Annotated in this window: 23 protein-coding genes; 16 read left to right on the top strand and 7 right to left on the bottom strand. The window is 61.3% G+C overall.

Translation table 11 applies throughout. The features are described from left to right. Positions 1–13 precede the first annotated feature (13 nt). Positions 14–640: a DsbA family protein gene (locus ACGYKA_RS11445; RefSeq protein WP_394409387.1), complete on the top strand. Its 627-nt coding sequence runs from the start codon at positions 14–16 to the stop codon at positions 638–640. A gap of 42 nt (positions 641–682) precedes the next feature. Further along, entirely contained in the window at positions 683–1,228 is a 546-nt protein-coding gene (locus ACGYKA_RS11440) for a L,D-transpeptidase (protein ID WP_394409390.1), read from the top strand. Positions 1,229–1,344: 116 nt separating this feature from the next. Here the strand turns inward: ACGYKA_RS11440 and ACGYKA_RS11435 are convergent, their stop codons facing one another. Both ACGYKA_RS11435 and ACGYKA_RS11430 read right to left on the bottom strand, forming a co-directional pair. Beyond that, entirely contained in the window at positions 1,345–3,039 is a 1,695-nt protein-coding gene (locus ACGYKA_RS11435; RefSeq protein ID WP_394438772.1) for an ATP-binding protein, read from the bottom strand. 87 nt (positions 3,040–3,126) lie between these two features. Continuing rightward, positions 3,127–3,426: an ArsR/SmtB family transcription factor gene (locus ACGYKA_RS11430; protein WP_394409396.1), complete on the bottom strand. Its 300-nt coding sequence runs from the start codon at positions 3,424–3,426 to the stop codon at positions 3,127–3,129. A 95-nt stretch (positions 3,427–3,521) separates the two neighbouring features. Between ACGYKA_RS11430 and ACGYKA_RS11425 the strand changes: the two genes are divergently transcribed. From ACGYKA_RS11425 to ACGYKA_RS11400, 6 genes are all read left to right on the top strand, one after another. Further along, on the top strand, positions 3,522–3,950 hold the full coding sequence (locus ACGYKA_RS11425; protein WP_074839018.1) for a YeeE/YedE family protein: 429 nt from the start codon (positions 3,522–3,524) through the stop codon (positions 3,948–3,950). Between the two features lie 10 nt (positions 3,951–3,960). Beyond that, positions 3,961–4,401: a YeeE/YedE family protein gene (locus ACGYKA_RS11420; RefSeq protein ID WP_074839016.1), complete on the top strand. Its 441-nt coding sequence runs from the start codon at positions 3,961–3,963 to the stop codon at positions 4,399–4,401. Beyond that, a complete protein-coding gene (locus ACGYKA_RS11415; protein WP_394409399.1) occupies positions 4,398–5,315 on the top strand; it encodes an MBL fold metallo-hydrolase in 918 nt (305 codons plus the stop codon). Before ACGYKA_RS11420 ends, ACGYKA_RS11415 begins: the two co-directional genes overlap by 4 nt. Before the next feature lie 61 nt (positions 5,316–5,376). After that, on the top strand, positions 5,377–7,116 hold the full coding sequence (locus ACGYKA_RS11410) for a SulP family inorganic anion transporter (RefSeq protein WP_394409402.1): 1,740 nt from the start codon (positions 5,377–5,379) through the stop codon (positions 7,114–7,116). Positions 7,117–7,259: 143 nt separating this feature from the next. Then, a complete protein-coding gene (locus tag ACGYKA_RS11405) occupies positions 7,260–8,651 on the top strand; it encodes a rhodanese-like domain-containing protein (RefSeq protein ID WP_394417903.1) in 1,392 nt (463 codons plus the stop codon). 10 nt (positions 8,652–8,661) lie between these two features. Next, entirely contained in the window at positions 8,662–9,120 is a 459-nt protein-coding gene (locus tag ACGYKA_RS11400) for a beta-lactamase hydrolase domain-containing protein (protein ID WP_394409408.1), read from the top strand. Positions 9,121–9,206: 86 nt separating this feature from the next. Here the strand turns inward: ACGYKA_RS11400 and ACGYKA_RS11395 are convergent, their stop codons facing one another. From ACGYKA_RS11395 to ACGYKA_RS11385, 3 genes are all read right to left on the bottom strand, one after another. After that, the gene (locus tag ACGYKA_RS11395) at positions 9,207–9,701 is read right to left on the bottom strand and encodes a DUF421 domain-containing protein (RefSeq protein ID WP_394409411.1); all 495 of its coding nucleotides are present in this window, start codon (positions 9,699–9,701) and stop codon (positions 9,207–9,209) included. Between the two features lie 493 nt (positions 9,702–10,194). Further along, positions 10,195–10,842 carry a bifunctional 4-hydroxy-2-oxoglutarate aldolase/2-dehydro-3-deoxy-phosphogluconate aldolase gene (gene eda / locus ACGYKA_RS11390; RefSeq protein ID WP_394409414.1) on the bottom strand — a complete coding sequence of 216 codons (648 nt, stop codon included), beginning with the start codon at positions 10,840–10,842 and terminating at the stop codon, positions 10,195–10,197. A gap of 37 nt (positions 10,843–10,879) precedes the next feature. After that, a complete protein-coding gene (locus tag ACGYKA_RS11385; protein WP_394438767.1) occupies positions 10,880–11,914 on the bottom strand; it encodes a LacI family DNA-binding transcriptional regulator in 1,035 nt (344 codons plus the stop codon). Between the two features lie 121 nt (positions 11,915–12,035). On the opposite strand from ACGYKA_RS11385, the gene ACGYKA_RS11380 reads away from it, so the two are divergent. The 5 genes from ACGYKA_RS11380 to ACGYKA_RS11360 all read left to right on the top strand — a co-directional run bounded on the left by ACGYKA_RS11380 (position 12,036) and on the right by ACGYKA_RS11360 (position 17,725). Further along, positions 12,036–13,058, top strand: a complete 1,023-nt coding sequence (locus ACGYKA_RS11380; protein ID WP_394409420.1) for a TRAP transporter substrate-binding protein — start codon at positions 12,036–12,038, stop codon at positions 13,056–13,058. A gap of 64 nt (positions 13,059–13,122) precedes the next feature. Beyond that, positions 13,123–13,680 carry a TRAP transporter small permease subunit gene (locus ACGYKA_RS11375; RefSeq protein WP_394409423.1) on the top strand — a complete coding sequence of 186 codons (558 nt, stop codon included), beginning with the start codon at positions 13,123–13,125 and terminating at the stop codon, positions 13,678–13,680. After that, a complete protein-coding gene (locus tag ACGYKA_RS11370; protein ID WP_394409744.1) occupies positions 13,680–15,005 on the top strand; it encodes a TRAP transporter large permease subunit in 1,326 nt (441 codons plus the stop codon). Before ACGYKA_RS11375 ends, ACGYKA_RS11370 begins: the two co-directional genes overlap by 1 nt. A 10-nt stretch (positions 15,006–15,015) precedes the next feature. After that, complete coding sequence (locus tag ACGYKA_RS11365) at positions 15,016–16,800, top strand: IlvD/Edd family dehydratase (protein ID WP_394409426.1); 1,785 nt, start codon at positions 15,016–15,018, stop codon at positions 16,798–16,800. A 4-nt stretch (positions 16,801–16,804) separates the two neighbouring features. Beyond that, positions 16,805–17,725: a sugar kinase gene (locus tag ACGYKA_RS11360; RefSeq protein ID WP_394409429.1), complete on the top strand. Its 921-nt coding sequence runs from the start codon at positions 16,805–16,807 to the stop codon at positions 17,723–17,725. A 674-nt stretch (positions 17,726–18,399) separates the two neighbouring features. Here the strand turns inward: ACGYKA_RS11360 and ACGYKA_RS11355 are convergent. Together ACGYKA_RS11355 and ACGYKA_RS11350 are read right to left on the bottom strand one after the other, a co-directional pair. Next, entirely contained in the window at positions 18,400–19,188 is a 789-nt protein-coding gene (locus tag ACGYKA_RS11355) for a MauE/DoxX family redox-associated membrane protein (protein WP_394408039.1), read from the bottom strand. 16 nt (positions 19,189–19,204) lie between these two features. Beyond that, positions 19,205–19,723 (bottom strand): DUF305 domain-containing protein, encoded by a 519-nt coding sequence (locus ACGYKA_RS11350; RefSeq protein WP_394408036.1) that lies wholly within the window; start codon positions 19,721–19,723, stop codon positions 19,205–19,207. A gap of 98 nt (positions 19,724–19,821) precedes the next feature. Between ACGYKA_RS11350 and ACGYKA_RS11345 the strand changes: the two genes are divergently transcribed. From ACGYKA_RS11345 to ACGYKA_RS11335, 3 genes are all read left to right on the top strand, one after another. Then, entirely contained in the window at positions 19,822–20,094 is a 273-nt protein-coding gene (locus ACGYKA_RS11345; protein ID WP_394387319.1) for a metal-sensitive transcriptional regulator, read from the top strand. A 643-nt stretch (positions 20,095–20,737) separates the two neighbouring features. Further along, positions 20,738–21,031, top strand: a complete 294-nt coding sequence (locus ACGYKA_RS11340; RefSeq protein WP_136720347.1) for a hypothetical protein — start codon at positions 20,738–20,740, stop codon at positions 21,029–21,031. Next, positions 21,031–22,494 carry a TolC family protein gene (locus ACGYKA_RS11335; RefSeq protein ID WP_276153990.1) on the top strand — a complete coding sequence of 488 codons (1,464 nt, stop codon included), beginning with the start codon at positions 21,031–21,033 and terminating at the stop codon, positions 22,492–22,494. Before ACGYKA_RS11340 ends, ACGYKA_RS11335 begins: the two co-directional genes overlap by 1 nt. Positions 22,495–22,505 lie beyond the last annotated feature (11 nt).

The raw sequence follows: 22,505 nt of genomic DNA, 5'->3' as shown, positions 1-22,505 counted from the left end.
ATAGGAGATTCTCATGCCCATGATCCCACGAAGAACCTTTCTGACTGGCGGCCTTTTCGCCGTTGCCGGCGGTGTGAGCCTGATGTCGATCTTCCACTCGGCTGCCAGCGCCAAGGAACTGACCGTCGAGGATGTTCTCTTCGATCCGGCCAACCCGGTGCTCGGCAACCCTGATGGCGACGTCACCATCGTGGAGTTTTTCGATTACCAGTGCCCTTACTGCAAGGCCAACCATCCGCCATTGACCGAGGTCGTCGAGACTGACGGCAACGTCCGTCTTGTCATGAAGGACTGGCCGATTTTCGGCGCGCCGTCCGTCAGGGCCGCCCAACTGGCTCTCGGGGCAGCCTCTCTGGGCCGCTATGAGGCAGCAAACACCGCCCTGATGGAGACTGAGGGAAAGCTCGACGATCACCTGATCGAAGAAACGCTGAACCTTGCGGACTTCGACATAGACGAACTGGACAAGGCCTATCGAGGCGAGCGGGACAAGTGGGACGGGCTGTTGAGCCGCAATAGCGAGCAGGCAAGTCTGATCGGCCTTCGTGGCACGCCCGCCTTCATCGTCGGCGAAACGCTATATCCGGGCGCACTGGACGCCAAAACCCTGCGTGAGGCCGTCGCCGCGGCCCGCAGCTGACTTTGGCAAAAGCGAAAGCATCACAAAAAAAGGAGAGAGCAGATGAAAAAACCTCTGACACGCCGTTCAGCGATCCTCACTGGCCTCGCAGGGCTGGCAACTCCGGGATTGCTGCGCGCGGCTGAGCCCGTGCGACGAAATTCCTCGAGCTTCAAGGTGCAGCGATGGCAGGACCATTTCGATGATCTGGGCGTCGGGATCATTGTCGCCGATACCTCCTCGCGGGCATTGCACTACTGGAACGCCGACGGATCGGACTACCGTGTTTATCCGACTTCGGTGCCTATCTCGGAGGAACTCACAAAGCGTGGTTATACGCGGATTGTGCGCAAGAAGGTGGGTCCCGACTGGACACCGACGCCCAGCCAAGTCGAACGCTTCGGCTGGACCTACATGCCGCCTGGCCCCGACAATCCGTTAGGAACTCACGCGATGTATCTGTCTTGGCCCGCCTACCTGATCCATGGCACCCACGATACCCGAAAGATAGGCCGCCCATCCTCTGACGGATGTATCGGACTCTACAATGAGATGATCGCGGAGCTCTTCGAGATCACGCCAGTCGGAACGCAGGTGCGGATCATCTAACTCGAACCGCATAAAAGCTGTCCGGCCTGAGGCCGGGCAGCTCGGTCTAATAATCCGGAATCCGGGCGTTATGTGCGCGATCACATTCGAATACGGCGGGAACGAACCGCCAATCGTTACGGCGAAGAACTGTCTGCCACCGGCAACAGAATTTGCACTCGCGTTCCGTGGTCAAGCTCGCTGGTGACGCCTATATCTCCACCAGCCTCCCGCGCGAAACGCCGGGTCTGATAGAGACCGAGACCGGTGCCATGCGTCCCTTTCGTGCTTGTGAACGGCTGGAACAGGCTGGCCAGTGTTTCCTGAGAGATGCCTTGTCCCGTATCTTCAACCTGAATGGACACATAACGTCCGGGATGAAGCTTGGGGTGTTCTTCGAGGTCGACGACCCTCGTCGAAATGACGAGTTCGCCCCCTTTGGACATTGCATGCGAGGCGTTGACCGCCAGATTCATCAAAGCCGCATCCAAAAGCGCGCGGCTTGCCTCCACGCAGGCTTCTCCGGCCTGGAGATCGAGTGAAAGCGTGACACCTGAGCCCGTGCTGCGGCGGAGCAGAGCCTCGAGGGAGCGGATCTGCCCATCCAGGCTGAATGTGCTGGTATGCACCTCCTGATCTTTGGCGAACTGGAGCAGATCAGAGATAAGTCCGACACCGCGCTCTCGGGCTTCATCAATGCCCCGAAGCAAGGTCTCGTCGGCGTCTCTCCGACGCAGCAAGCGCACCGCGGAGTCGATCACCGCAAGGATGTTCTTGAAGTCATGAGCGACTCCGCTTGTCATGAAACCGATGGTCTCAAGTTTCTGCTGCATCGCTGCCTTCTGGCGCTCGACCTGCCGCTCGAGCCGACGACGCTCCAGTGCCGAGTAGAGCAGCAGCATCAGCGCGATCAGGAGGATATCGGCGAGAACGACGGTCCAGAGTGTCCGGCGCCAATCGACCAGAGCGTCGCCGTGGTCAAGCCCGACGGCGACTACGAGAGGGAACGCGCCGAAACGTTCGAACCCGACCACCGCCTCGCGCTCGGTAAGTGGGTTCATGGTCTGATAAATACCGTTTGAAGCCTCGGCCAGGTCGGGCGCGAAAATCCTGACATTCTCGGCCTTTGTTCCATAGGCGTCGGGCAGCGGCGGGACGCTCGCAATCAGCGTTCGGTCCGCATGAAACAGGACGACTACGTCACGCGGCTCGAGTTTCAGGCGGCCGTAGGTTCGCTCGATGAAGTTCGGCTCGAGCGCCGCCACCGCAACCCCGGCGAATTGGCCATCGGTGGACTCGAGGCGACGCGCGACAGGAACAAACCAGCGCGAAACCGACCGGCTCAGAATCGGGCGGCCGACGTAGAAGTCCCTGTCGGGGTCGTCGCGCAATACGCTGAAATACTGCCTGTCGGCCAGCGAAACGCGCGGAGTGTCCGGGTAATCGGTGTCGTGACTGATGTAACCGTCCGCTCCGATCACGAAGAGCGCACGCACCGTCTCAAGGCGTTCGTTGAGACTGCGAATGAACGTGCGAAATTCCGCGTCGTCTTGTGGGAGATCCTCGCGTTCGAGCCAATCGGCGATCGCACGCAATGCGAGGTCGGTTGATTCAAGCGCGGTCCTGCCTTGCTGCGCAAGGAGCGCGCTGATGTTCGTCGCTGCGGTGCGGACATCGGCCTGCTCGTCCTGCCGCGCGTCCACCACGATCCAGATCGAGGCCAACAAGAGCGTTGCCACGGCTCCGCCCAAGCCGATCTTCAGATGCCGGGCATCCTTGGTTAAGCGGCGGCCCATCTGGACGCCAAGTCGCCTGATCGCTTGTGTGTTCATACAGCGATTACACGGCAAGCGCGATCAATACTCAATGTTCTTGTCCGTTCAAGTTGCCAGTCCCTTCCCAGTCGACATTGGCCAGCGCTAACGTGCGCAATACAGGGTGTGCAGGGTTTCCAGCACCGCCGCGGCTTCATTCCCGACAAGTCGATAGTAGACCGTCTGGGCTTCCCGGCGGCCTTCTACCAGACCGGCGTCTTTGAGCCGTTTGAGTTGCTGAGACATCGTGGGCTGGGCGACGCCACAGGCTTGGGCGAGCTCGCCTACCGAGCGCTCGCCTTCCACCAGACGACACAGAATCCGCAAACGGGCCTCCGAGGCCAGAATCTTCATCAGTTCAGCGGCTTTTTTGATGTCGCCGTCAAGCAGGTCGTCGTCGGCCACTACATGCCCCACCTTGAATATTCAGGCTCCGATATACATCGACAATAGATAACATCAAGCGTGCACGATCTTGCGCGCCATCACGGAGTGGAGAGATGGAAACTGCATTCACACCATGGCTGTCGCTCGGCGGCGGCATGATGATCGGGGCATCGGCGGTATTGTTGATGGCCACGAACGGCCGCATCGCTGGGATCAGCGGCCTGACCTCACGCATCTTCGCGCGTAGCAGCGACGGTGAAGCGCGCGGCGTTTCAGCCCTGTTCGTCCTGGGCTTGTTGCTGGCCGCTCCGCTCTGGCTGCTGGTGTCGGGCGATTGGCCTGAGCAATGGGTGCCGTCCAGCCCCGTTCTGATGGCGATTGCCGGCCTGCTTGTGGGCTTCGGCGCCGTCTTCGGCAGCGGCTGCACCTCGGGCCATGGGGTCTGCGGCATCTCCCGCGGCTCAGCGCGCTCCATTGTGGCAACGATCGTATTCATGACGGCGGCCTTCGTGACCGTCCTTGTCACCCGTCACCTGATCTGAGGTCTCAGCGATGAAACAGATATTTGCCCTAATTTCCGGCCTGATCTTCGGCCTCGGCCTGATCATCTCAGGCATGGCCAACCCGGCCAAGGTGCTGAACTTTCTCGACCTGTTCGGCAGCTGGGACCCGAGCCTCGCCTTCGTGATGGGGGGCGCCATCCTGGTGACGGCGCCAGGGTTCGCCTGGCTCACCCGCGCGCTCGACCGTCCATTCTTCGACAGCGAATTCCGCATCCCGCGGAAGAGCGACCTGGAGCCGAAGCTGGTCGTAGGAGCTGCGATCTTTGGAACGGGCTGGGGTCTCGGCGGGTTTTGCCCCGGACCGGCGCTCACTGCCCTTCCCATCGCCGCCACAGGCACGCTCATCTTCGTGCCGTTCATGCTGATCGGCATGTGGGCGGCCCGCCATGCGCCCGACAAACCCTTCTCGCTGAAAGGAGCCACCCAATGAAAGATCCGCTGAAGTCCCGCGTCGTCCGCCATTCGCCCTCGACCGGCGAAGGCAGCCCCGATGTCTGGGGCATCTATGAACCCGACACCGGTTCCATCCAATACATTTGCGCCGATCCGACGACGAAGAAAGCAGCGCTGATCGACGTCGCGTGGAACTTCGATCACCGGAACTATCGGTTCTCGACCGAGAGCATGGACCAGGTTCTGGACCTCGTGCGCGAGAACGGGCTGGAAGTTGAGTGGGTGCTCGACACGCATCCGCATGCCGATCATGTGATGGCTTCGACGCATCTGAAGGAGCGCACCGGTGCGCCGAACGCCATCGGGGCTCTGGTTCCCGAGATCGCGAAGATCTGGGCCGATCTATACAACCTGCCAGATGCCTTTGACCCCGAACGCGATTTCGACCGCCTCTTTGAGGAGGGCGAGACATTCAGTATCGGTGAGCTCGACGTGAAGATCATGTTGTCGCCGGGCCACACGCTCGGCTCGATCACCTACCTCTGCGGCGACGCGGCTTTTGTGCATGACACGCTGATGCAGCCCGACGTCGGCACCTCGCGCTCGGACTTCCCGGGCGGCAAGACAACCGAGCTCTGGGAATCGATCCAGGAAATCCTGGCGCTGCCGGGCAACACCCGGCTCTTCGTCGGCCATGACTACGGCGGCCCGGACCGCGACGAGCCGATGTGGGAAGCGACGGTTGCAGAGCACAAGGCAAGCAACAAGCACGTCAAGGACGGCACCGACCGTGAGGACTACATCAAGCGCCGACAGGAGCGCGATGCGACGCTGCCGCTGCCTGACCGCATTCTGGCCGCTCTTCAGGTGAACCTGCGGGGTGGGCGGCTGCCACCGGCGGAAGATGACGGCAATCATTACTTGAAGCTGCCGGTCAACCGCTTCGACTGAACCCGAGGCGGGTGGTCATGAGGCCACCCTACAGTTCCTCACTGATCCCGGACCTGATGCTATGTCGCTGTCGCGTTATTTCCCGATCCTTGACTGGGGGCGTCGCTATGATCGCTCCGCCTTTACCGGCGATGCTGTCGCGGCGGTGATCGTCACGATCATGCTGATCCCGCAGTCGCTGGCCTATGCGTTGCTGGCCGGGATGCCGCCGGAGGCCGGGATCTACGCCTCTATCGCGCCGATCCTCCTCTATGCGATTTTCGGCACGTCGCGGGCGTTGGCGGTCGGACCGGTGGCCGTGGTGTCGCTGATGACAGCTGCGGCAGTCGGCAATATCGCCGAAAGCGGCACGGCGGGCTATGTTACCGCGGCGCTGACGCTGGCGGCGCTCTCTGGCGCGATGCTCCTTGCCCTGGGGCTGCTGCGGTTGGGATTTTTGGCCAATTTCCTGTCCCACCCGGTAATCGCGGGCTTCATCACTGCCAGCGGCATCCTAATCGCCGCCAGCCAGTTACGCCACATCCTCGGCATCGATGCCGAGGGCCACATGCTGATCGAAATTCTCGCAAGCCTCTGGGCGCATCTGGATGACGTCAATCTCATCACCCTTGCGCTTGGCGCCTCGGCCACGGCCTTTCTCTACTGGGTGCGTGGCGGGCTGAAACCGCTTCTGCTTGGTGCCGGGCTCGGCCCGCGAGCGGCCGACCTGGGGGCGAAGACCGGCCCGGTGCTGGCCATCGTCGGCACCACCTTGGCCGTGTGGTCTTTCGATCTCGGCGAGCGCGGCGTTGCCATCGTGGGAGAGGTGCCGCAAAGTCTGCCGCCGCTCACCTTGCCGTCGGTCTCTCCGGAGTTGATCAAACAGCTTGCGATGCCCGCGTTGCTGATCTCGATCATCGGTTTCGTTGAATCGATTTCGGTCGCGCAGACCCTGGCCGCGAAGAAGCGCCAGCGGATCGACCCCGACCAGGAGCTGATCGGGCTTGGCGCGGCCAATATGGGTGCGGCCTTCACTGGCGGCTTCCCGGTCACGGGCGGCTTCTCACGCTCGGTGGTCAACTATGACGCGGGCGCCGAGACCCCGGCCGCCGGCGCTTTCACCGCCCTCGGTCTGGCGCTCGCGGCGCTGTTTCTGACACCGCTGATCCATTATCTGCCCAAAGCCACCCTGGCGGCTACGATCATCGTGGCCGTGCTGAGCCTCGTCGATCTGTCGATCCTCAAGCGCGCCTGGGCCTTCAGCCGTGCCGACTTTTCCGCTGTTGCAGTAACGATCCTGCTCACCTTGCTGGCCGGGGTTGAGATGGGCGTGACGGCCGGGGTCGTTACCTCGATCCTCGTGCATCTCTACAAGACATCGCGCCCACATATGGCTGTGGTGGGGCGCGTGCCGGGCACAGAGCATTTCCGCAATGTGCTGCGCCATGAGGTGGAAACCCAGCCGCATGTGCTGTCGCTGCGGGTCGACGAAAGCCTCTATTTTCCGAACGCACGCTATCTCGAAGACCAGCTTGCCGCCTATGCCGCCGACAAGCCGGAACTGACGGACCTGGTGCTGATGTTCCCCGCGGTCAATGAGGTTGATCTTTCGGCGCTGGAATCACTTGAGGCGATCAATGCACGCCTCCGTGATGCCGACATCCGCTTGCACCTGAGCGAAGTGAAGGGACCGGTGATGGACCGCCTCAAGCGGAGCCATTTCCTCGATGAACTGACGGGCGAGATCTTCCTGAGCCAGCATGAGGCCGAGTTGTATCTGAAAGACGCAGCCAGCATCCCGACCAGCGAATCCGGACGGTAGGCCCACCGCCGGATGTTGGTCGCCAGCGAAGGCGGCGCAGTCAGCAAGACCTCTCCTACGCAGTCAGCAAGACCTCTCCTACGTAGGCGGCCCGATGGGAACACCCTGCCACAGTAAACGGTTTGTCAGCAGGAGGACCCGACATGACATTACGCTTCGAACAGATACTGGCCGACGGGGTCGCCGAATGCTCCTATTTGCTCGGCGACGACGCGTCCCACACCTGCGCGGTTGTTGATCCGCGCCCGGACGTGGAGATCTATCTCGAGACCGCCCGGCGCTTCGGCATGGCCATTACCCATGTCTTCGAGACCCATATCCATGCGGATTTCCTGAGTGGCGCGCGCGAATTGGTGGATCGGCTGGGTGGGCAGGCCAAGCTCTATGTCAGCACCGAGGGCGGGGCCGAATACGGCTTCGACCATGAGGCGGTGCGCGACGGGGACGAGTTCACCTTTGGTGGCATGCGCATGAAGGCACGCTTCACCCCCGGCCATACGCCGGAGCATATGTCTTACCTGCTCTTCGACGGCGATACCGAGACGCCCTGGGGTGTTCTCTCCGGCGACGCCTTCTTCGTCGACAGCGTGGGGCGACCTGACCTTCTGGGCGACGACCAGTCCGAGGAACTGGCCGAGAAGCTCTTTTACACCGTCCGAGATGTCTTCATGGCCTTGCCTGACAATGTCATCATCTACCCCTGCCACGGCGCGGGCTCGGCCTGCGGGCCGGATATCGGCGACCGGATGTCCTCGACCATCGGATACGAGCGGCGCTTCAACCGCTACGCTCGGATCGAGGACCTGGAGAAGTTCAAGGAGGCGATCCTGGGGGATGCCCCGCCGGTGCCGACGCATTACCCGCGCATGAAGAAAGTGAATTCCAAAGGACCCGAGGTCCTGCGCAACCTGCCGCGGATTGAGCCCATGACCGTCAAGCGTTTCTCCGAAGCGGCAGAGGCTGGCGCTCAACTTTTGGACGTGCGCGACATGATGGACTTCGGCGCCGGACATGTGCCGGGAAGCCTCAATATCGGCGCCCGACCGGAGCTTTCGGTCTGGGCGGGATGGCTGCTCGACCCCGAGAAGCCGCTATACCTCGTCTTGCATGATGACGGCGATCTGTCCGACGTGTTGCGCCTGCTTTGGCGCACCGGCTTCACAAAATTCGGCGGTTACCTCGCCGGGGGGATGGCGGCTTGGCGCGAAGCCGGACGGGAATTTGCCCAGATCCCGCAGATTTCAGTGCATGAGCTAAAGGAGGCCGAAGATCTGCAACCGCTCGACGTGCGCAAACCCGACGAGTGGGAGGGCGGGCACATCCCCGGCGCGCGACATGCATTCCTTGGCAAGCTGCGCGAGACGCTGGACGACCTCGATCGCTCCGCCCCCTATGCCACCTATTGCGCCAGCGGTTTCCGCGCCTCGATTGCCGCGAGCTTGCTGAAGAAGAATGGTTTCGAGCAGGTGCGCAACGTGCCCGGAAGCTGGAAGGCCTGGCAGGCCGCCGACTACGAAACTGAAAAACCGAGTTAAGGAGGACACCATGCAAAATACAGTTCAGATCAACGACCGCTTCACCATCGCCAAGTTCGCGCCCGAGGCCGATCAGATCCGGCAGGCCGCGCAGGAGGGCTTCCAATCGCTCATCAACATGCAGACCGATGACGAGGACAAGAAGCTGAAGATGAAGCCGCAGGAGGAAGGTCAAAAGGCAAAGGAGGCCGGTCTGACCTTCCTGCACCATCCGGTCGACGGCGAGAAACTGTCCGAAGATCTTGTGGATGATTTCCGCCGAAAGGCCACCGATCTGCCGGCGCCCGTTCTCGTGCACTGCGCTTCCGGCAAGCGGTCCGGCGCCTTCGTGATGATGCACATCGGCTGCGAAAAAGGCATGACCGGCGAAGAGGTTATCAAAAAGGCAGAGGAAATGGGCTTCGAGTGTGACACGCCGGAGCTCGAGGATTTCGTGAAGAACTACGTGAACAGCCACAACGGCAAATAATTCGGCCGGCGCCGGGGGAACCAGCCCCCGGCCTTTCGAGCCCGGGGCGGTCCTCTGATGACGCCGTCAAAACGGCCGGCACGAGGTCATGTTCTGCTCTTCGGTATCACGCTGACCTGTCCATTTCGTTCAAGACGCGCTTCCTCGACCTCCGAGAGATCCCGCAAGCCATTCAGCCGCAACAGCTCCGCGATATCGTTCTCGCCGAAATGCGCTTTCCGGAATGCCTCGTCGTCAACTTCTCCGTCGCGAACAAGGGTTATGGGGCGGCCCTTCAGGAGGCGGGAGACGACCTTAGAGCGCGGCGCCAAGGCGGTCACCGAAACATATAGAACAACCAGCAGGCCGGTAGCGGCAAGGGTGGGCAGCAGCGGGGCATTACCGGTGAGCGACCGGCTCAGGCTCGACCCCAGGACGACAGTCAGGACAATGTCCTGCGCAGACAGATTTGAAAATGATCGTCGCGGTGCCACCCGGTAGAGCAGGATTGCGTAGAGGAAGGTGATTACGGCGCGCAGGCTCATCTGCCACCAGGCAATATGCGGCGTATCCTGCCCGATCAGATAATGGAATGTCTCCATGCTCGCAGCCCCCTCTTCGCCTCACCGTAAATTACTCTGAGCCCAACACAGTTAAGCGCAACTTCGCAATGGTGCAGGCAAGCTTTACTTCGCGCGCGAGCGTCAGGGGACCGGAAGGCGAGAGAACGTCCCCCCCCAAATGGTTTGCCGTTTACACAGGTCGCTGCATCTCCGCCGACGCGTGTGGTTCAGCTACGGGCGGATTTCGGTTATTCGTGAGCAGTGCGGCTTAGTCCCTCCGCCCCTCTCGCCCGGGTCTCTTCTTAACCGAAGCGAAAACTGTGGGTCCGCAGCGAACGGCAGGAAGTTCCGCTCTGCCGGCCTTCCCTCCCGAAAATACTGCGAGATGCATGGAGGGCTGGTTTGGTGAAGCTACACTGTGGCGAAGTCGTAACTAATGAACGGCTGCTCTGGGCCGGTAGCCGCTTGGATCTGGGTCACGAGGGGCGGAGGCCGGAAGGCTCTCATAGTGCTTAGAGCAGCAACGCGCATATCATCCCCGCACATTGAGCTTCGATGCGGCGCGGGCCAGCGCCTCGACCTCGGACCAGCGACCCGCTGATACCAACCCCTGTGGAGCCACCCAGCTTCCGCCGGCGCAAACGACATTGCTCAGCTTCAGATAACTTTCCGCATTTTCTGCGGTCACGCCGCCGGTTGGGCAAAAGTTGATCTGGGGCAGGGGGGCACTGATGGCCTTGAGGGCGGGCGCGCCACCGGAGGCTTCTGCGGGGAAGAACTTCAGCATGTCGTAGCCGCGTGCCAGCAGGCGCATGGCTTCCGAGGCGGTTGCGGCGCCCGGCAAGAGCGGTAGGTTTTCTTCCTCGCAGGCCGCGAGTAAAGCATCCGTGGCGCCAGGGGAGACGCCGAATGTGGCGCCCGCTTGTTTCGCGGCGCGGACGTCTGCCGGGGTGATCAACGTTCCCGCACCAACATGGCTGCCCGGCACTTTGGACATCGCGCGAATGGCCTCCAATGCAGCGGGGGTGCGCAGTGTCACTTCGAGTGCGGGAAGCCCGCCCGCGACCAATGCCTCGGCGAGGCCGGTTGCTTGGGCGGCATCCTCGACGACCAAAACAGGGATGATCGGCGCCAAGAAACATATCTCCCGGGTCATTTTGCTTGCTTGTGCGGGGGTCATCGACATATCTGGATCCAGTCACAGGTTGAGAGAGGGATCACGACTGTCCCTCGCGGTTGGTTGATCCGCGCTTCATCAACGTGACGTCGAGACGGATCTGGGGTGTCTTGACCGCCGCACGGTCGGTGATCGCGTTGCTTAGCAGACTCATCGCTCCGGCGCCGACATCATAGCGGGGCGTGGCGATCGAGGTGATGCCGGGGTTCAGGTGGCGCGACATTTCGAGATCGTTGAAGCCGCAGATGCCCAATTGCTCGGGGACCTTGATACCGCGGCGCTCGGCCTCGAACAGCGCGCCGGCGGCGAGGTCGTCGTTGTTGCAAAAGACGGCGTCGGTATCCGGGGCCCGCGCCAAAAGATCGGTGAGGAGTTGGCCGCCCATGCCCACGGAGGAGGGGTGGGTGGTAGCAACGATCCGCCGGGGATCGAACACCCCGCGCGCCTGCGCCTCGTCAGTGAAACCCGCCAGCCGCGCCTGAGAGCGCGGGTCCATTCGCGCGCCCAAAAAGCCGGGCTTGCGATAGCCTTCTTGGGTCAAATGCCGGGTGGCTTCCACGGCACCATCGTAATGCGAGAACCCGATCAGCAAATCGATCGGCGCCTCGGTGACATCCATGATCTGCACAACCGGGCAGGGGGCAGTCTTGAGCAGGGCGCGGGCGGCCTCGGTTTGGTCGATCCCCGCCACGATCAGCCCCGCGGGGCGCTGTCGCAAGAAAGTCCGCACGAGGTTTTCTTCCTTGCTGGGGCTGTAGCGATAATTGCCGATCTGAACCGACAGGCCCGAGCCTTCTATAACGTCGTAGACCCCCCGCAGCACGTCCGAAAAAACAGAGTTGGTCAGCGAGGGGACCAGCAACCCGACGACATTTGTGCGCTCGGAGGCCAGCGCCGAGGCGGCCTGATCCGGGACGTAGCCAAGCCGATCGATGGCGGCATGAACCTTTTCGCGCACCTTCGCGGACACCATGCCAGGAGAGCGAATCGACCGCGAAACCGTGATAGCGCTGACACTGGCTTCGGCAGCAACGTCGTCGAGCGTAACCCGCTTGTATCTCGCGTTTTTCTTCATACCCTATTGCGTATCACATGCAGGTATCTTTGTGAATGGTTGACAGATGACAGCGCTGTCATTAGCGTCCAGAAAATCGTGGCCAGTCTTGGCTCCGAGTTTTCACAGGGAGGATAGATAGATGCGCATTACCGCAAGGCTTCTGGCCGCTACCGCACTCATCAGCGCCGGATTGGTCGGTGCCGCTGCTGCACAGGATTTTTCGCTCAAGTTCCAGTCGTCTGATCCGGCAGGCAACGCCAATTTCTTGCTGCAACAGGAATGGGCCAAGGATGTGGCCGCCAAGACCGACGGCCGTGTCGAGATCGAACTGCTGCCGGTGGAGACCATCGTGGCGCATACCGAATCTCAGGATGCCGTTGCTGCGGGCATCATTGACGGTCACGTGACTGATACCTCCTACTTTGCAGGCAAGGAGCCGGCCTTCGGCCTCATTGCCAACCCGGTAGGGGCATGGTCTGACCCGCAGCAGATGTTCGATTTCATGGACAATGGCGGCGGCAATGAGTTGATGAACGAGATGCTCGAGCCTTATGGGTTGCACTTCATCGGCGCCACCACCCCCGGGCTCGAGGCCTTCTTGTCGAAGGTGCCGCTCGAAGGTGTGGATGATCTCAAAGGCCTGAAGATGCGGGCGCCGGAAGGCATGGTGCAGAAGGTCTTTGCCGCGGCGGGTGCGTCGCCTGTAAACCTGCCGGGGTCGGAGGTTTTCACCTCGCTCGACAAGGGCGTGATCGACGCGGCGGATTACACCGTCTTCTCGACCAACCATGCCCAAGGTATGCACGACGTGGCGAACCATCCGATCTATCCGGGCTTCCACTCGATGCCTTTGGTCGAAGTCTCGATCAATAAGGGCGTGTGGGATTCGATGCCCGAGGACATCCAGGCCGGGCTCACCGAGTCCGTGGTGGACTTCAGGCAGCTGCAGGTTTCGACCTTAGCCGAGCGGGACATGGCCGCAGTTAATGAAGCCGAAGTCAATCCCGACATCACCGTTCACAACTGGTCCGACGAGGAGCGCGCCAAGTTCCGCTCCTTTGCTAAGACCGAGTGGGAAAAAGCCGCCGAGGCCTCCGAAGCCTCGCGCAAGGTCTACGAAACTCTGACCGCCTACCTCGAAGAGAACGGCATGCTCAAGTAAGGCACCGCTGAAACGCAATCACCCTCCCGGCCTATGCGGGAGGGTGCTCATCCGCGAGGACCCTATGGAGAATAGACCAGATCCTATCGGCGAATTGGACGCCCCTGATGGCGCGATTCACGAGGCGGGGCTTCTGGGCCGCGGAATCGATCGGCTCGGCGTCATCTTTGCTTTCGCCATTCTCGCGTCCGCCGTGATCCTGGGGATTGAGGTGGTGCTGCGCTATGTTTTCAATGCGCCGACGATCTGGGCCCATGAGACCGTGATCTTCCTGAACGCGACTGCCTTTGTTTATGGCGGGCTCTATGTGGTGTCCCGAGATGCCCATATCCGCGTGGTCTTGATCTACGATTACCTGTCGCGGCCGTGGAGACGGATCCTCGATGTGGTGATATCGCTGGTGTGCCTCGTGGCAACGGCTTTCTTCGGCTGGGCGGCGTGGCAAAGCCTCGTCCGTGCAGTCTGGACGCCGTCTGGTGCGATCCGGCTGGAAAGCAGTGGCAGCGCATGGGATCCGCCCACTCCGGGGCTCCTCAAGATATTTCTTTTCTCAATTCTCGTGATAATGGCTGTGCAGTTCGCTGTCCTCGCCTGGAACTACATGACAAGGCGGGACCAGTGATGGACCTCTTCACAGTGCTGCAGGACTTCAAGGCAATGGGCATTGAGGTTGCGACTGGGGTGATGTTCGTCATTCTGTTCCTGCTTTTGCTCACAGGCATGCCGCTCGCGTTCGTCACCTTGTTGGTCGCGCTGATCTTTGCCCTTGGGTGGTTTGGCCCGATGGCGGTGCCGCTCATCACCAGCCGCATATTCAGCTTCGTCAATTCTTTCGTCTTCGTCTCGGTGCCGATGTTCGTGCTCATGGCCGCGATCCTCGACCGTTCGGGCATTGCGCGCGACTTGTTCGATGCGATGCGCGTGGTCGGCGGACGCCTGCGCGGTGGCGTTGCGATCCAGACCCTGCTGGTTGCCGTCGTGCTTGCCGCGATGTCTGGGATCATCGGGGGCGAAGTCGTGCTGTTGGGCTTGCTGGCGCTGCCGCAGATGCTGCGACTCGGCTATGATCGACGTTTAGCTATCGGGGTCTGCTGCGCCGGCGGCGCTCTGGGCACGATGGTGCCGCCGTCAATCGTGCTGATCATCTACGGTTTGACCGCATCGGTTTCAATCGGAGACCTCTTCACCGCATCCTTCATGCCGGGGCTGATGTTGGCGAGCTTCTATATCATCTACGTTCTCGTGCGGGCCTATATGAACCCAGAGGTCGCGCCGATCCCGGAACCGGATGAGACAACGACCGCCGAGAAGCTTCGCCTCCTCAAGGGCCTCATCCTGCCGATCATGGTGGTCATCTTCGTGCTCGGCTCGATCTACGGCGGCATCGCCAGTGTGACCGAAGCCTCGGCCATCGGTGTCATCGGCGTCACGCTGTCGACGATGATCCGCGGCGAATTCACCTTCGAGCTGATGATTGGCGCGGCCAAACGCACCTTGGCCACGGTCGGGATGATCGTCTGGATCGGCATCGGGGCCTCAGCGCTCGTCGGGGTGTTCAACCTAATGGGCGGTATCACTTTCGTGTCCAATCTGATCACCGGGGTGTCCGACAATCCCACCGTGATCGTGCTCTTCATGATGGCGATCCTTTTTGTGCTCGGCATGTTCCTTGACTGGGTGGGAATCGCGCTGTTGACGATGCCGATCTTCGTGCCGATTATCCGCGATTTGGGCCTCGACCCGGTGTGGTTCGGCGTTGTCTTCGCGATGAACATGCAGGTCAGCTTCCTGTCACCGCCCTTCGGTCCAGCCGCCTTCTATTTGAAGTCGGTCACGCCGCCCGATATCTCGCTCGGTGAGATCTTTCGCTCACTTCTGCCCTTTATTGCCCTTCAGATCCTGGCGCTTGGCATTCTTATTGCCTTCCCGGGTGTGACCGGCCGCTGAAAGACTAATCATGACTGATTTCAAATCCCTGCGCTCCCGCCAGTGGTTCGACAACCTCGACGATCCGGAGATGACCGCGCTCTATATCGAGCGGTATCTCAACTACGGTCTTACTCTGGAAGAGCTTCGGTCGGGCAAGCCGGTGATCGGGATCGCGCAAACCGGCAGCGATCTGAGCCCCTGCAACCGCCATCACATCGAGCTGGCCAAGCGGACCCGCGACGGCATCATCGCCTCCGGGGGCATCCCGATGGAAATCCCGGTCCATCCGATCCAGGAGACCGGCAAACGTCCGACGGCGATGCTGGATCGCAACCTTGCCTATCTGAGCCTTGTCGAAAGCCTCTACGGCTATCCGATCGACGGCGTGGTCCTGACCATCGGTTGCGACAAGACCACGCCCGCGCTCTTGATGGCCGCTGCCACGGTGGGCATGCCGGCGCTGGCCTTCTCGGTCGGTCCGATGCTGAACGGCTGGCATCGCGGCGAACGGGCGGGGTCGGGCTCGGTGATCTGGCAAGCGCGGCAGGAACTGGCGGCAGGCACGATCGACGCCGAGGAGTTCTTGGAGATCGCTGCCTCGTCAGCGCCCTCGGTTGGGTTCTGCAATACGATGGGCACCGCCTCGACGATGAACTCGCTGTCGGAGGCATTGGGCATGCAATTGCCGGGCGTCGCCTCGATCCCCGCGCCTTACCGCGAGCGGGGGCAGGCGGCCTATCACACCGGGCATCGGATCGTCGACATGGTGCGCGAAGACCTGCGCCCGGCGCAGATCATGACGCGCGCGGCTTTCGAGAACGCCATCGTCGTGAACTCGGCCCTTGGGGGTTCGACCAACGCGCCGATCCATCTAAATGCCATCGCCGCGCATCTGGGCATTTCGCTGAGCAACGCGGATTGGGAAGAGATCGGCCACGCCGTGCCGCTTCTGGTCAACATGCAGCCGGTGGGCAGTTACCTCGGCGAGGATTTCCACCGTGCAGGCGGGACCGCGGCTGTGATCGGCGAGTTGCTGCGTGCAGGGCTGTTGCCGCATCCAGAGGCGCTGAGCGTGACCGGCAAAACCATGGCCGAACTCTACGCCGAAACGCCTATTCTCGATGAGGACGTAATCCGCACGGTCGCGGCACCGCTGAAACCCAACGCGGGTTTTCTCAATATGGGCGGCAATCTGTTTGACAGCGCGTTGATGAAGACCTCCGCCATCGATCCGGCCTTTCGCGCGCGCTATTTCGACAATCCGGAACAGGCGTTCGAAGGGAAGGTCGCCGTGTTCGATGGCCCCGAAGACTTCCACGCGCGGATCGACGATCCGGCCCTGGGACTGACCGGCGACAGCGTGCTGGTGATGCGTGGTGCCGGGCCGAAGGGCTACCCCGGTGGTGCCGAAGTGGTGAACATGCGTCCTCCCAGCTACCTCATCAAACAGGGAATACGGGCGTTGCCCTGCATCGGCGATGGCCGCCAGTCCGGGACCTCCGGCTCGGCCTCAATCCTCAATGCGTCGCCGGAAGCCGCGGACGGGGGCGGGCTTGCGCTCCTCAAGGACGGTGACCCGATCCTCATCGACCTCAAACGCCGCCGGGTGGATGTGTTGTTGGATGAGAGCATATTGGCCGACCGTCGTGCCGCCCTCGACGCCGCAGGCGGCTTCCCCCAGCCAATGAGCCAATCCCCTTGGCAGGAAATCTTCCGCGAGCGGGTGCGCCCACTCTCGGAAGGTATGGTCTTTGACGGTGCCACCGAATACCGCGACATCACCAACCGCGGCCTGCCGCGCAACAACCACTGATCCCATGGGCGACTGTGACATCATCTGCATCGGCGAGCCGCTGGTCGAGTTCAACCATATCAGCGGCAGCGATTGGCGTCAGGGGTTCGGCGGGGACGTCTCGAATGTCGCGATCGCTGCGGCGCGGCTCGGCGCCGCAAGCGCTATCGCCACACGTCTCGGCGACGACGGGTTTGGCGCCGAACTGCGTGCGCTTTGGCAGCATGAAGGGGTAGATGCCTCTTGCGTCGTGACGGATCCTACCGCGCCGACTGGGCTCTATTTCGTGCGGCACGACGCCGATGGGCACGAGTTCGAATACCGGCGCGCCGGTTCTGCCGCCAGTCTGCTGACCGCCGATGCCTTGCCTATCGAGGGGATCAAAGGCGCGCAGTTTACGCATGTGTCGGGTATTACCCTCGCCATCAGTGCCAATGCACGCGAAGCCGGGCTCGAATCCATGCGCATGGCGCGGGTCGCGGGGCGCAGGGCGTCGTTCGATCCAAACCTGCGGCTGGCGCTTTGGTCGCTGGAGGACGCCCGGCGGGTGATCCGGCAAGCGCTTGGGCTGGCAGATGTCGCGCTGCCGGGTCTGGATGACGCGCGCCAGTTGACCGGCCTCGATGCACCCGAGGAGATCGTCCGTGCCTTTCACGATATGGGCCCCGATATCGTCGCGTTGACGCTTGGCGAAGAAGGCGCGTTGCTGGGCCATGCCGGGACCATCACCCATGTGCCCGGCGTCCCGGTTGCCGCGGTCGATGCCACCGGCGCTGGCGATTGCTTCGACGGAGCGTTTCTCAGCCGGTTGACCGCCGGGGACACGCCTGAAGCCGCCTGCCGCTATGCGGTCGTGGCCTCGGCGCTGTCGGTTGCAGGCTACGGCGCGGTGGCCCCGCTGCCCACCGCGGCCGAGGTGGCGGCTGCGGTGTCTGAATATGGGTGACTACGGCTTTTTGGTTTGCCGTATGGCACCTTTACTTAGAGTGAGAGTTTTTACGGCCCCGGTGATACGGTCTTCGAACGGAAAATCTGATTGCGGGCCATTTGGAACGCTTCGAATCGGCCGACGCGTATCCTGAAGATCATCGTCCCCGCTACTTCAGAGCAGTCATTTAATCTGCTATTGAACAATGGCAGCGCAACGGTCGTCAAACTTGAAACCACGGTAGGCTTTGCACTGGATACGCTCGCGGGTAGGACGCTTAATAGCGTGCTTTACTGTTCAAGAACATTGGATTGCAGTCTACCAGACCGCCGGCTGCACAGCGCGCGGGTCTCGTCTTCGTGTTAAAACGAAGCTTCTGTTTTTCTTATACGCGCTAAGAACTTTAGATCTCGACATCGTGTCATAGCCAGCCGCGTGACCAGCGAAGGCTATTCAATTTGCGAAGGCCCGCTTCGGGAACACTCAGGCGACTTCCAAACTTGCAAGAAACGACTGCTATGCGCTGAGGCTGACGGCTCACTAAGGGCGGAGAGCCGCCGTTCGCCGCAAAACGCGCGAACGGCAGCTATGCGAACAAAGCTGAGTCAAGCACTCGTCCCATGCACGTTTGCTTCAGTTGACCATTTCCGCCCTGCTAACTCGTGCTAAGCGCAAGATGCTGCGCCCGACCTTCAGGTAAACATCTTGGCCAACATCACGATGGCCATGCCCATCATCATTAGATTTTCGGACAGGCTCACAAATCCGAGAGGCACGTTCGAATTGCCGCCAACGCAGGCGCATTTTAACTCGCGCTTGTCGATGTAGACGGCCTTGAACACGCTTGCTGCGCCAACCGTGGCTATGAAGAGTGCGGCTGGGGCGGCAATTGAGGTTAGCAACATCCCGGTCATCAATACGCCCGCCCCGGTTTCAACCCATGGATAAACGTAGGCATATGGCACCCATTTGCGTGCCAGCAGGTCGTAGTTGAGGAACATCGTAGTGAAGCTTTCGATATCACGCAGCTTCTGCATCCCCAGTAGGATCATTGAGACCGAAATGAACCAACCGAGCGTCTGCCACGTGATCGCGCCGAGAAAGCCGATGGACAGAGCAAGCGCTGTCGCCGCAGCCACGGCAAAGAGATAGATCACCGGTTTGTAAGTGGTCGCCGCAGGTTCATAGTCGGTAAGTTCCTGGCGCAGAGCGTCATAGCCGCCGATGCGTCTCCCTTCGATCCAAACTTGTGGCGTTGTGGGAACATCGTATTGCGCCTTGAACGCGTCGACTTCGGACCGCGCGCGGAATAGGCGGTCATCGACCTCGTAGCCTTTGCGCTCCAAAAGCCATCGCGCCTTCTGCCCTGACGGGCACAGGTGGTTTGGCAGGGCCATGCGGTATAGCACGGCGGTTTTCCCTGTCGCGGATGCGGCTGGGTCAGCTGTTACGTCTGCGACATCGCGGGTGTCACATGGCATGATATGCTCCTTTATCTTAGGGTTTGGTGCGGGGCGTGCCAGGCGCTGCATCCCCGTTCGCTTCGATGTCTTCGATATAGAGCTTCATCTCTTCGATCTCGCTGCGCTGTGCCTCGATGATCGCGTCGGCCAACTCGCGCACGCGCGGATCGGACAGGTTTGCGCGTTCGCTGGTCAGGATCGCGATGGAATGGTGAGGGATCATGGCTTTCATCCAAGCGGTGTCGCCTACCGTATCTTGCGACCGGACCAAGTAGACGCCGGCCGCAAAGGCGATGGCAGCCCCAGTGAAGATCGCAAAATTCGTCTTTCGATTGGAATACATGCCGAGCATGAAGGCGAGCATGATGATTGCCATTACCCCGCCCATATAGAGCGCCATCCACATCCGAGTCTGCGAGAAGAAGACATGGTCAAGGGCATAAGTGTTAAGATACATCAGGCCATACATCACGACCGTCGAGGTGCCGATCATCGCAAAGAACCGACCATAGCCGCTGCTTGTTCTATCGTCGTGCTTATTCTTTGAATCCATTGTATTGTCCTCCTAAATTGCCAATGTGTGCCTTCGTTTTATACCCATATGGGGTATATTATCCGGTTGGCAACAAATCTCAAATGGAGCGCCGCCTCATGAAGGCTAACAAGGAAAAGACGCTGGACCGCCTATCACGGCTCGAAGGACAAGTGCGCGGCATCGCGAAAATGGTTGAGGCCGACCGCTACTGCATGGACATCTTAGCACAGACTGCGGCCATCCGATCCGCCGTTCTGGGGGTCGAAAAGCTTGTGTTGGAGAACCACGCCCAGCATTGCGTCGAGGCTGCGATTGCCAGCGGCGACCCGAAAGAACAACGCGCCAAATTTGACGAGTTGATCGGCCTTTTGCAGAAGGCGTCGAAGTAGGCGTTTCGGACCGAATGCCCATCGCGCTCTGGCACCGGAGCCAGCGCCTCTGGCCTCCACTTTGGGTCAGAACGTCAATCCGCTGCCCCGCACTTTAGGCCGTTTTCCGCCAGAAAACCGCAATCCTTCCAGCGCTGGACGCGTTGACAGGCTCTGCGACTTACGACACTGATAACACCTATGCGTGCTCTGGCAAACATATCCAACCTTTGTCGCGTCCTTCTCGGCGTGGTTTTGGCCTGTGGTCTGTTGCTGCTCCCGCCCTCTTCGATTCACGCACAAAGCGGGATGCATGAGAGCGCGCAGGCAGCGCATCACGCGGGCCACCAGATGGCCGCAGCGTCCGAACTGCATCAGGGCGCAGCGGCCATGCTGGACCAGACAGAAACACCAGACAGTTTCGAAGGCGAGCCTTGCTGTGGTGGTATCTGCCTGACGGCGGCGCTGACCACCTCGCAGGACGCGAAAATGACGGCTGCGCGATCCGTTGAATACACCAGCGTGTCCCATTCTGTCGCCTCTGGCCAACCCGCTGGTCAATTGCGTCCGCCTCGAGCCTGAGTTGATCCCGGCCGACTAACGGCCTTTGCATCCGCGGCGTCTGGCTGCGGGTAAGATCACCTTATTCTCAGGCAAAAAACCAATGAAATTACCACTGATTGCAGGGGCGATGTCCCTGACCCTTGGGGCTTGCGCCACGACGCTCCCCCCATTTCCAGACGTCACTGCCGCCTATGTGCAGCAGCCCACGCCTCTGCCCGAAGTCGCCGCGATGACCGCCGCCGACAACAGCACGCGCGGCAGTGCCACGACCGCCGAAGAGCAACCCTTTGCAGGCTACCGGCGTCGCGGCGTGGTGGAGCCGCTCGATTGGCGACGGTTGAACGCTGAACAGGCACCTATGCAAGGGATGGATATGCAGGGGATGAACCACTGATGCGTTGGAAATTGAAAACCGCCGCCGTCATTACACCACTGATCTTGGGCGCCTGCACGGCAACGGACCTGCCGGTGAGTTTCTCGGCCCGTGATGCTGGCTTTGCCACCGTGGAGGCACGCACCTCCAAGGCCATCGGCAAGCGCACCGTCTGGGCGCAGTCGCAGGCCGAGACCGTCGCGGCCTCCAAACAGGTCCGCGCCATGGTGCAGGGTAAAACGATCAGTGCCGAAACCGCTGTGCAGGTCGCGCTTTTGAACAACAAGGGGCTTCAGGCGTCCTATGCGCAGATCGGCCTCTCGGCGGCCGAAGCATGGCAGCAGTCCACGCCAGAAAACCCCGTCGTCTCCATCGGCTTGCTGGGCATCGGCGCGCCCGAGGTCGGGCTTTACCGTGCCTTGGAAAGCATGATCGCCGTGAACCTGCTGGACGCTCGCACCCGCAAACAGCGCATCGCCGCTGCCGAGGCGGAATTCCAGCACGCGCAGATGCAGGCGGTGAGCGACACGCTGGCACTGGCCAATGAAACGCGCGAGGCATGGATCAACGCGGTCGCCGCCTTTGAGGCGGTGGGCTACCTTAAACGTGCTGCCGTCACCACCGATGCGGCGGCGGAACTGGCGCAGCAGCTGGGCAAGACCGGCGCGCTCAACAAGGCCGCACAGGCCCGCGAGCAGGCGTTCAATGCCGAGATGGCCGGACAGCTGGCGCAGGCGCGGCTGGATGCGCAATTGGCTAAGGAACAGCTGACCCGGCTCATGGGGCTCTGGGGGCAGGACGTGGCCTATTATGTGCCCGATGCTCTGCCCCGCGTGCCCAATACGGTCAGCAGCCACAAGGGCATCGAACGGCTGGCGCTCGCCAATCGTGTTGATTTGGAAGTCGCCCGGCTGGGGTTGGCAGCAACGGCCAAGGCCTATGGTCTGACCGATGCCACCCGCACCCTGACCGACCTCGAAGTCATCGCTGGTGCCGAGATCGAGCGTGAGGAAGAGGACGGGGAAGTCGAGACCAGTATCTCACCTCAGGTCGAGTTCGAGTTCGTCATCCCAATTTTCGACAGCGGCAAGGCGCGAATGCGCAAGGCCGAGCTTAGCTATCTTCAAGCCGCCAATGTGCTGGCCGAACGGGCGGTGAACGTCCGCTCCGAAGCCCGGGCGGCGGCCACGGCCTACCGCTCAAGCCACCAGATCGCACGGCACTACTCAGACGTGGTGCTGCCTTTGCGCCGCACCATCGATGAAGAGGCTCTGCTCAGCAACAACGGCATGATCACCAGCACCTTCGATCTGTTGAACGATGCCCGCGAAAAGATCGGAAGCCAGCTTGAGGCAGCCAATGCCAAGCGTGAGTTCTGGCTGGCCTCTGCCGGTCTGACCGCCGCGATCTACGGCGGTGGCAGCGGCGGCGGCGGTGCCGGCGGAGAGACACAGATCGCCGCCAGTGGCGGCGCAGGACATTGAGACAAGGAAGC

The organism is Sulfitobacter sp. 1A15106 (assembly GCF_043556995.1).
In the GTDB taxonomy this organism is placed as follows: domain Bacteria; phylum Pseudomonadota; class Alphaproteobacteria; order Rhodobacterales; family Rhodobacteraceae; genus Sulfitobacter; species Sulfitobacter faviae.
Note: the sequence above shows the minus strand (reverse complement) of the source record. Positions and strands in the feature narration are given on the sequence as shown.

Bases quoted from the DNA above. Each gene is read 5' to 3' on its own strand.
- ACGYKA_RS11445 (WP_394409387.1), top strand. From the start codon at position 14: ATGCCCATGATCCCACGAAGAACCTTTCTGACTGGCGGCCTTTTCGCC.
- ACGYKA_RS11440 (WP_394409390.1), top strand. From the start codon at position 683: ATGAAAAAACCTCTGACACGCCGTTCAGCGATCCTCACTGGCCTCGCA.
- ACGYKA_RS11435 (WP_394438772.1), bottom strand. From the start codon at position 3,039: ATGAACACACAAGCGATCAGGCGACTTGGCGTCCAGATGGGCCGCCGC.
- ACGYKA_RS11425 (WP_074839018.1), top strand. From the start codon at position 3,522: ATGGAAACTGCATTCACACCATGGCTGTCGCTCGGCGGCGGCATGATG.
- ACGYKA_RS11420 (WP_074839016.1), top strand. From the start codon at position 3,961: ATGAAACAGATATTTGCCCTAATTTCCGGCCTGATCTTCGGCCTCGGC.
- ACGYKA_RS11415 (WP_394409399.1), top strand. From the start codon at position 4,398: ATGAAAGATCCGCTGAAGTCCCGCGTCGTCCGCCATTCGCCCTCGACC.
- ACGYKA_RS11410 (WP_394409402.1), top strand. From the start codon at position 5,377: ATGTCGCTGTCGCGTTATTTCCCGATCCTTGACTGGGGGCGTCGCTAT.
- ACGYKA_RS11405 (WP_394417903.1), top strand. From the start codon at position 7,260: ATGACATTACGCTTCGAACAGATACTGGCCGACGGGGTCGCCGAATGC.
- ACGYKA_RS11400 (WP_394409408.1), top strand. From the start codon at position 8,662: ATGCAAAATACAGTTCAGATCAACGACCGCTTCACCATCGCCAAGTTC.
- ACGYKA_RS11395 (WP_394409411.1), bottom strand. From the start codon at position 9,701: ATGGAGACATTCCATTATCTGATCGGGCAGGATACGCCGCATATTGCC.
- eda (WP_394409414.1), bottom strand. From the start codon at position 10,842: ATGACCCCCGCACAAGCAAGCAAAATGACCCGGGAGATATGTTTCTTG.
- ACGYKA_RS11385 (WP_394438767.1), bottom strand. From the start codon at position 11,914: ATGAAGAAAAACGCGAGATACAAGCGGGTTACGCTCGACGACGTTGCT.
- ACGYKA_RS11380 (WP_394409420.1), top strand. From the start codon at position 12,036: ATGCGCATTACCGCAAGGCTTCTGGCCGCTACCGCACTCATCAGCGCC.
- ACGYKA_RS11375 (WP_394409423.1), top strand. From the start codon at position 13,123: ATGGAGAATAGACCAGATCCTATCGGCGAATTGGACGCCCCTGATGGC.
- ACGYKA_RS11370 (WP_394409744.1), top strand. From the start codon at position 13,680: ATGGACCTCTTCACAGTGCTGCAGGACTTCAAGGCAATGGGCATTGAG.
- ACGYKA_RS11365 (WP_394409426.1), top strand. From the start codon at position 15,016: ATGACTGATTTCAAATCCCTGCGCTCCCGCCAGTGGTTCGACAACCTC.
- ACGYKA_RS11360 (WP_394409429.1), top strand. From the start codon at position 16,805: ATGGGCGACTGTGACATCATCTGCATCGGCGAGCCGCTGGTCGAGTTC.
- ACGYKA_RS11355 (WP_394408039.1), bottom strand. From the start codon at position 19,188: ATGCCATGTGACACCCGCGATGTCGCAGACGTAACAGCTGACCCAGCC.
- ACGYKA_RS11350 (WP_394408036.1), bottom strand. From the start codon at position 19,723: ATGGATTCAAAGAATAAGCACGACGATAGAACAAGCAGCGGCTATGGT.
- ACGYKA_RS11345 (WP_394387319.1), top strand. From the start codon at position 19,822: ATGAAGGCTAACAAGGAAAAGACGCTGGACCGCCTATCACGGCTCGAA.
- ACGYKA_RS11340 (WP_136720347.1), top strand. From the start codon at position 20,738: ATGAAATTACCACTGATTGCAGGGGCGATGTCCCTGACCCTTGGGGCT.
- ACGYKA_RS11335 (WP_276153990.1), top strand. From the start codon at position 21,031: ATGCGTTGGAAATTGAAAACCGCCGCCGTCATTACACCACTGATCTTG.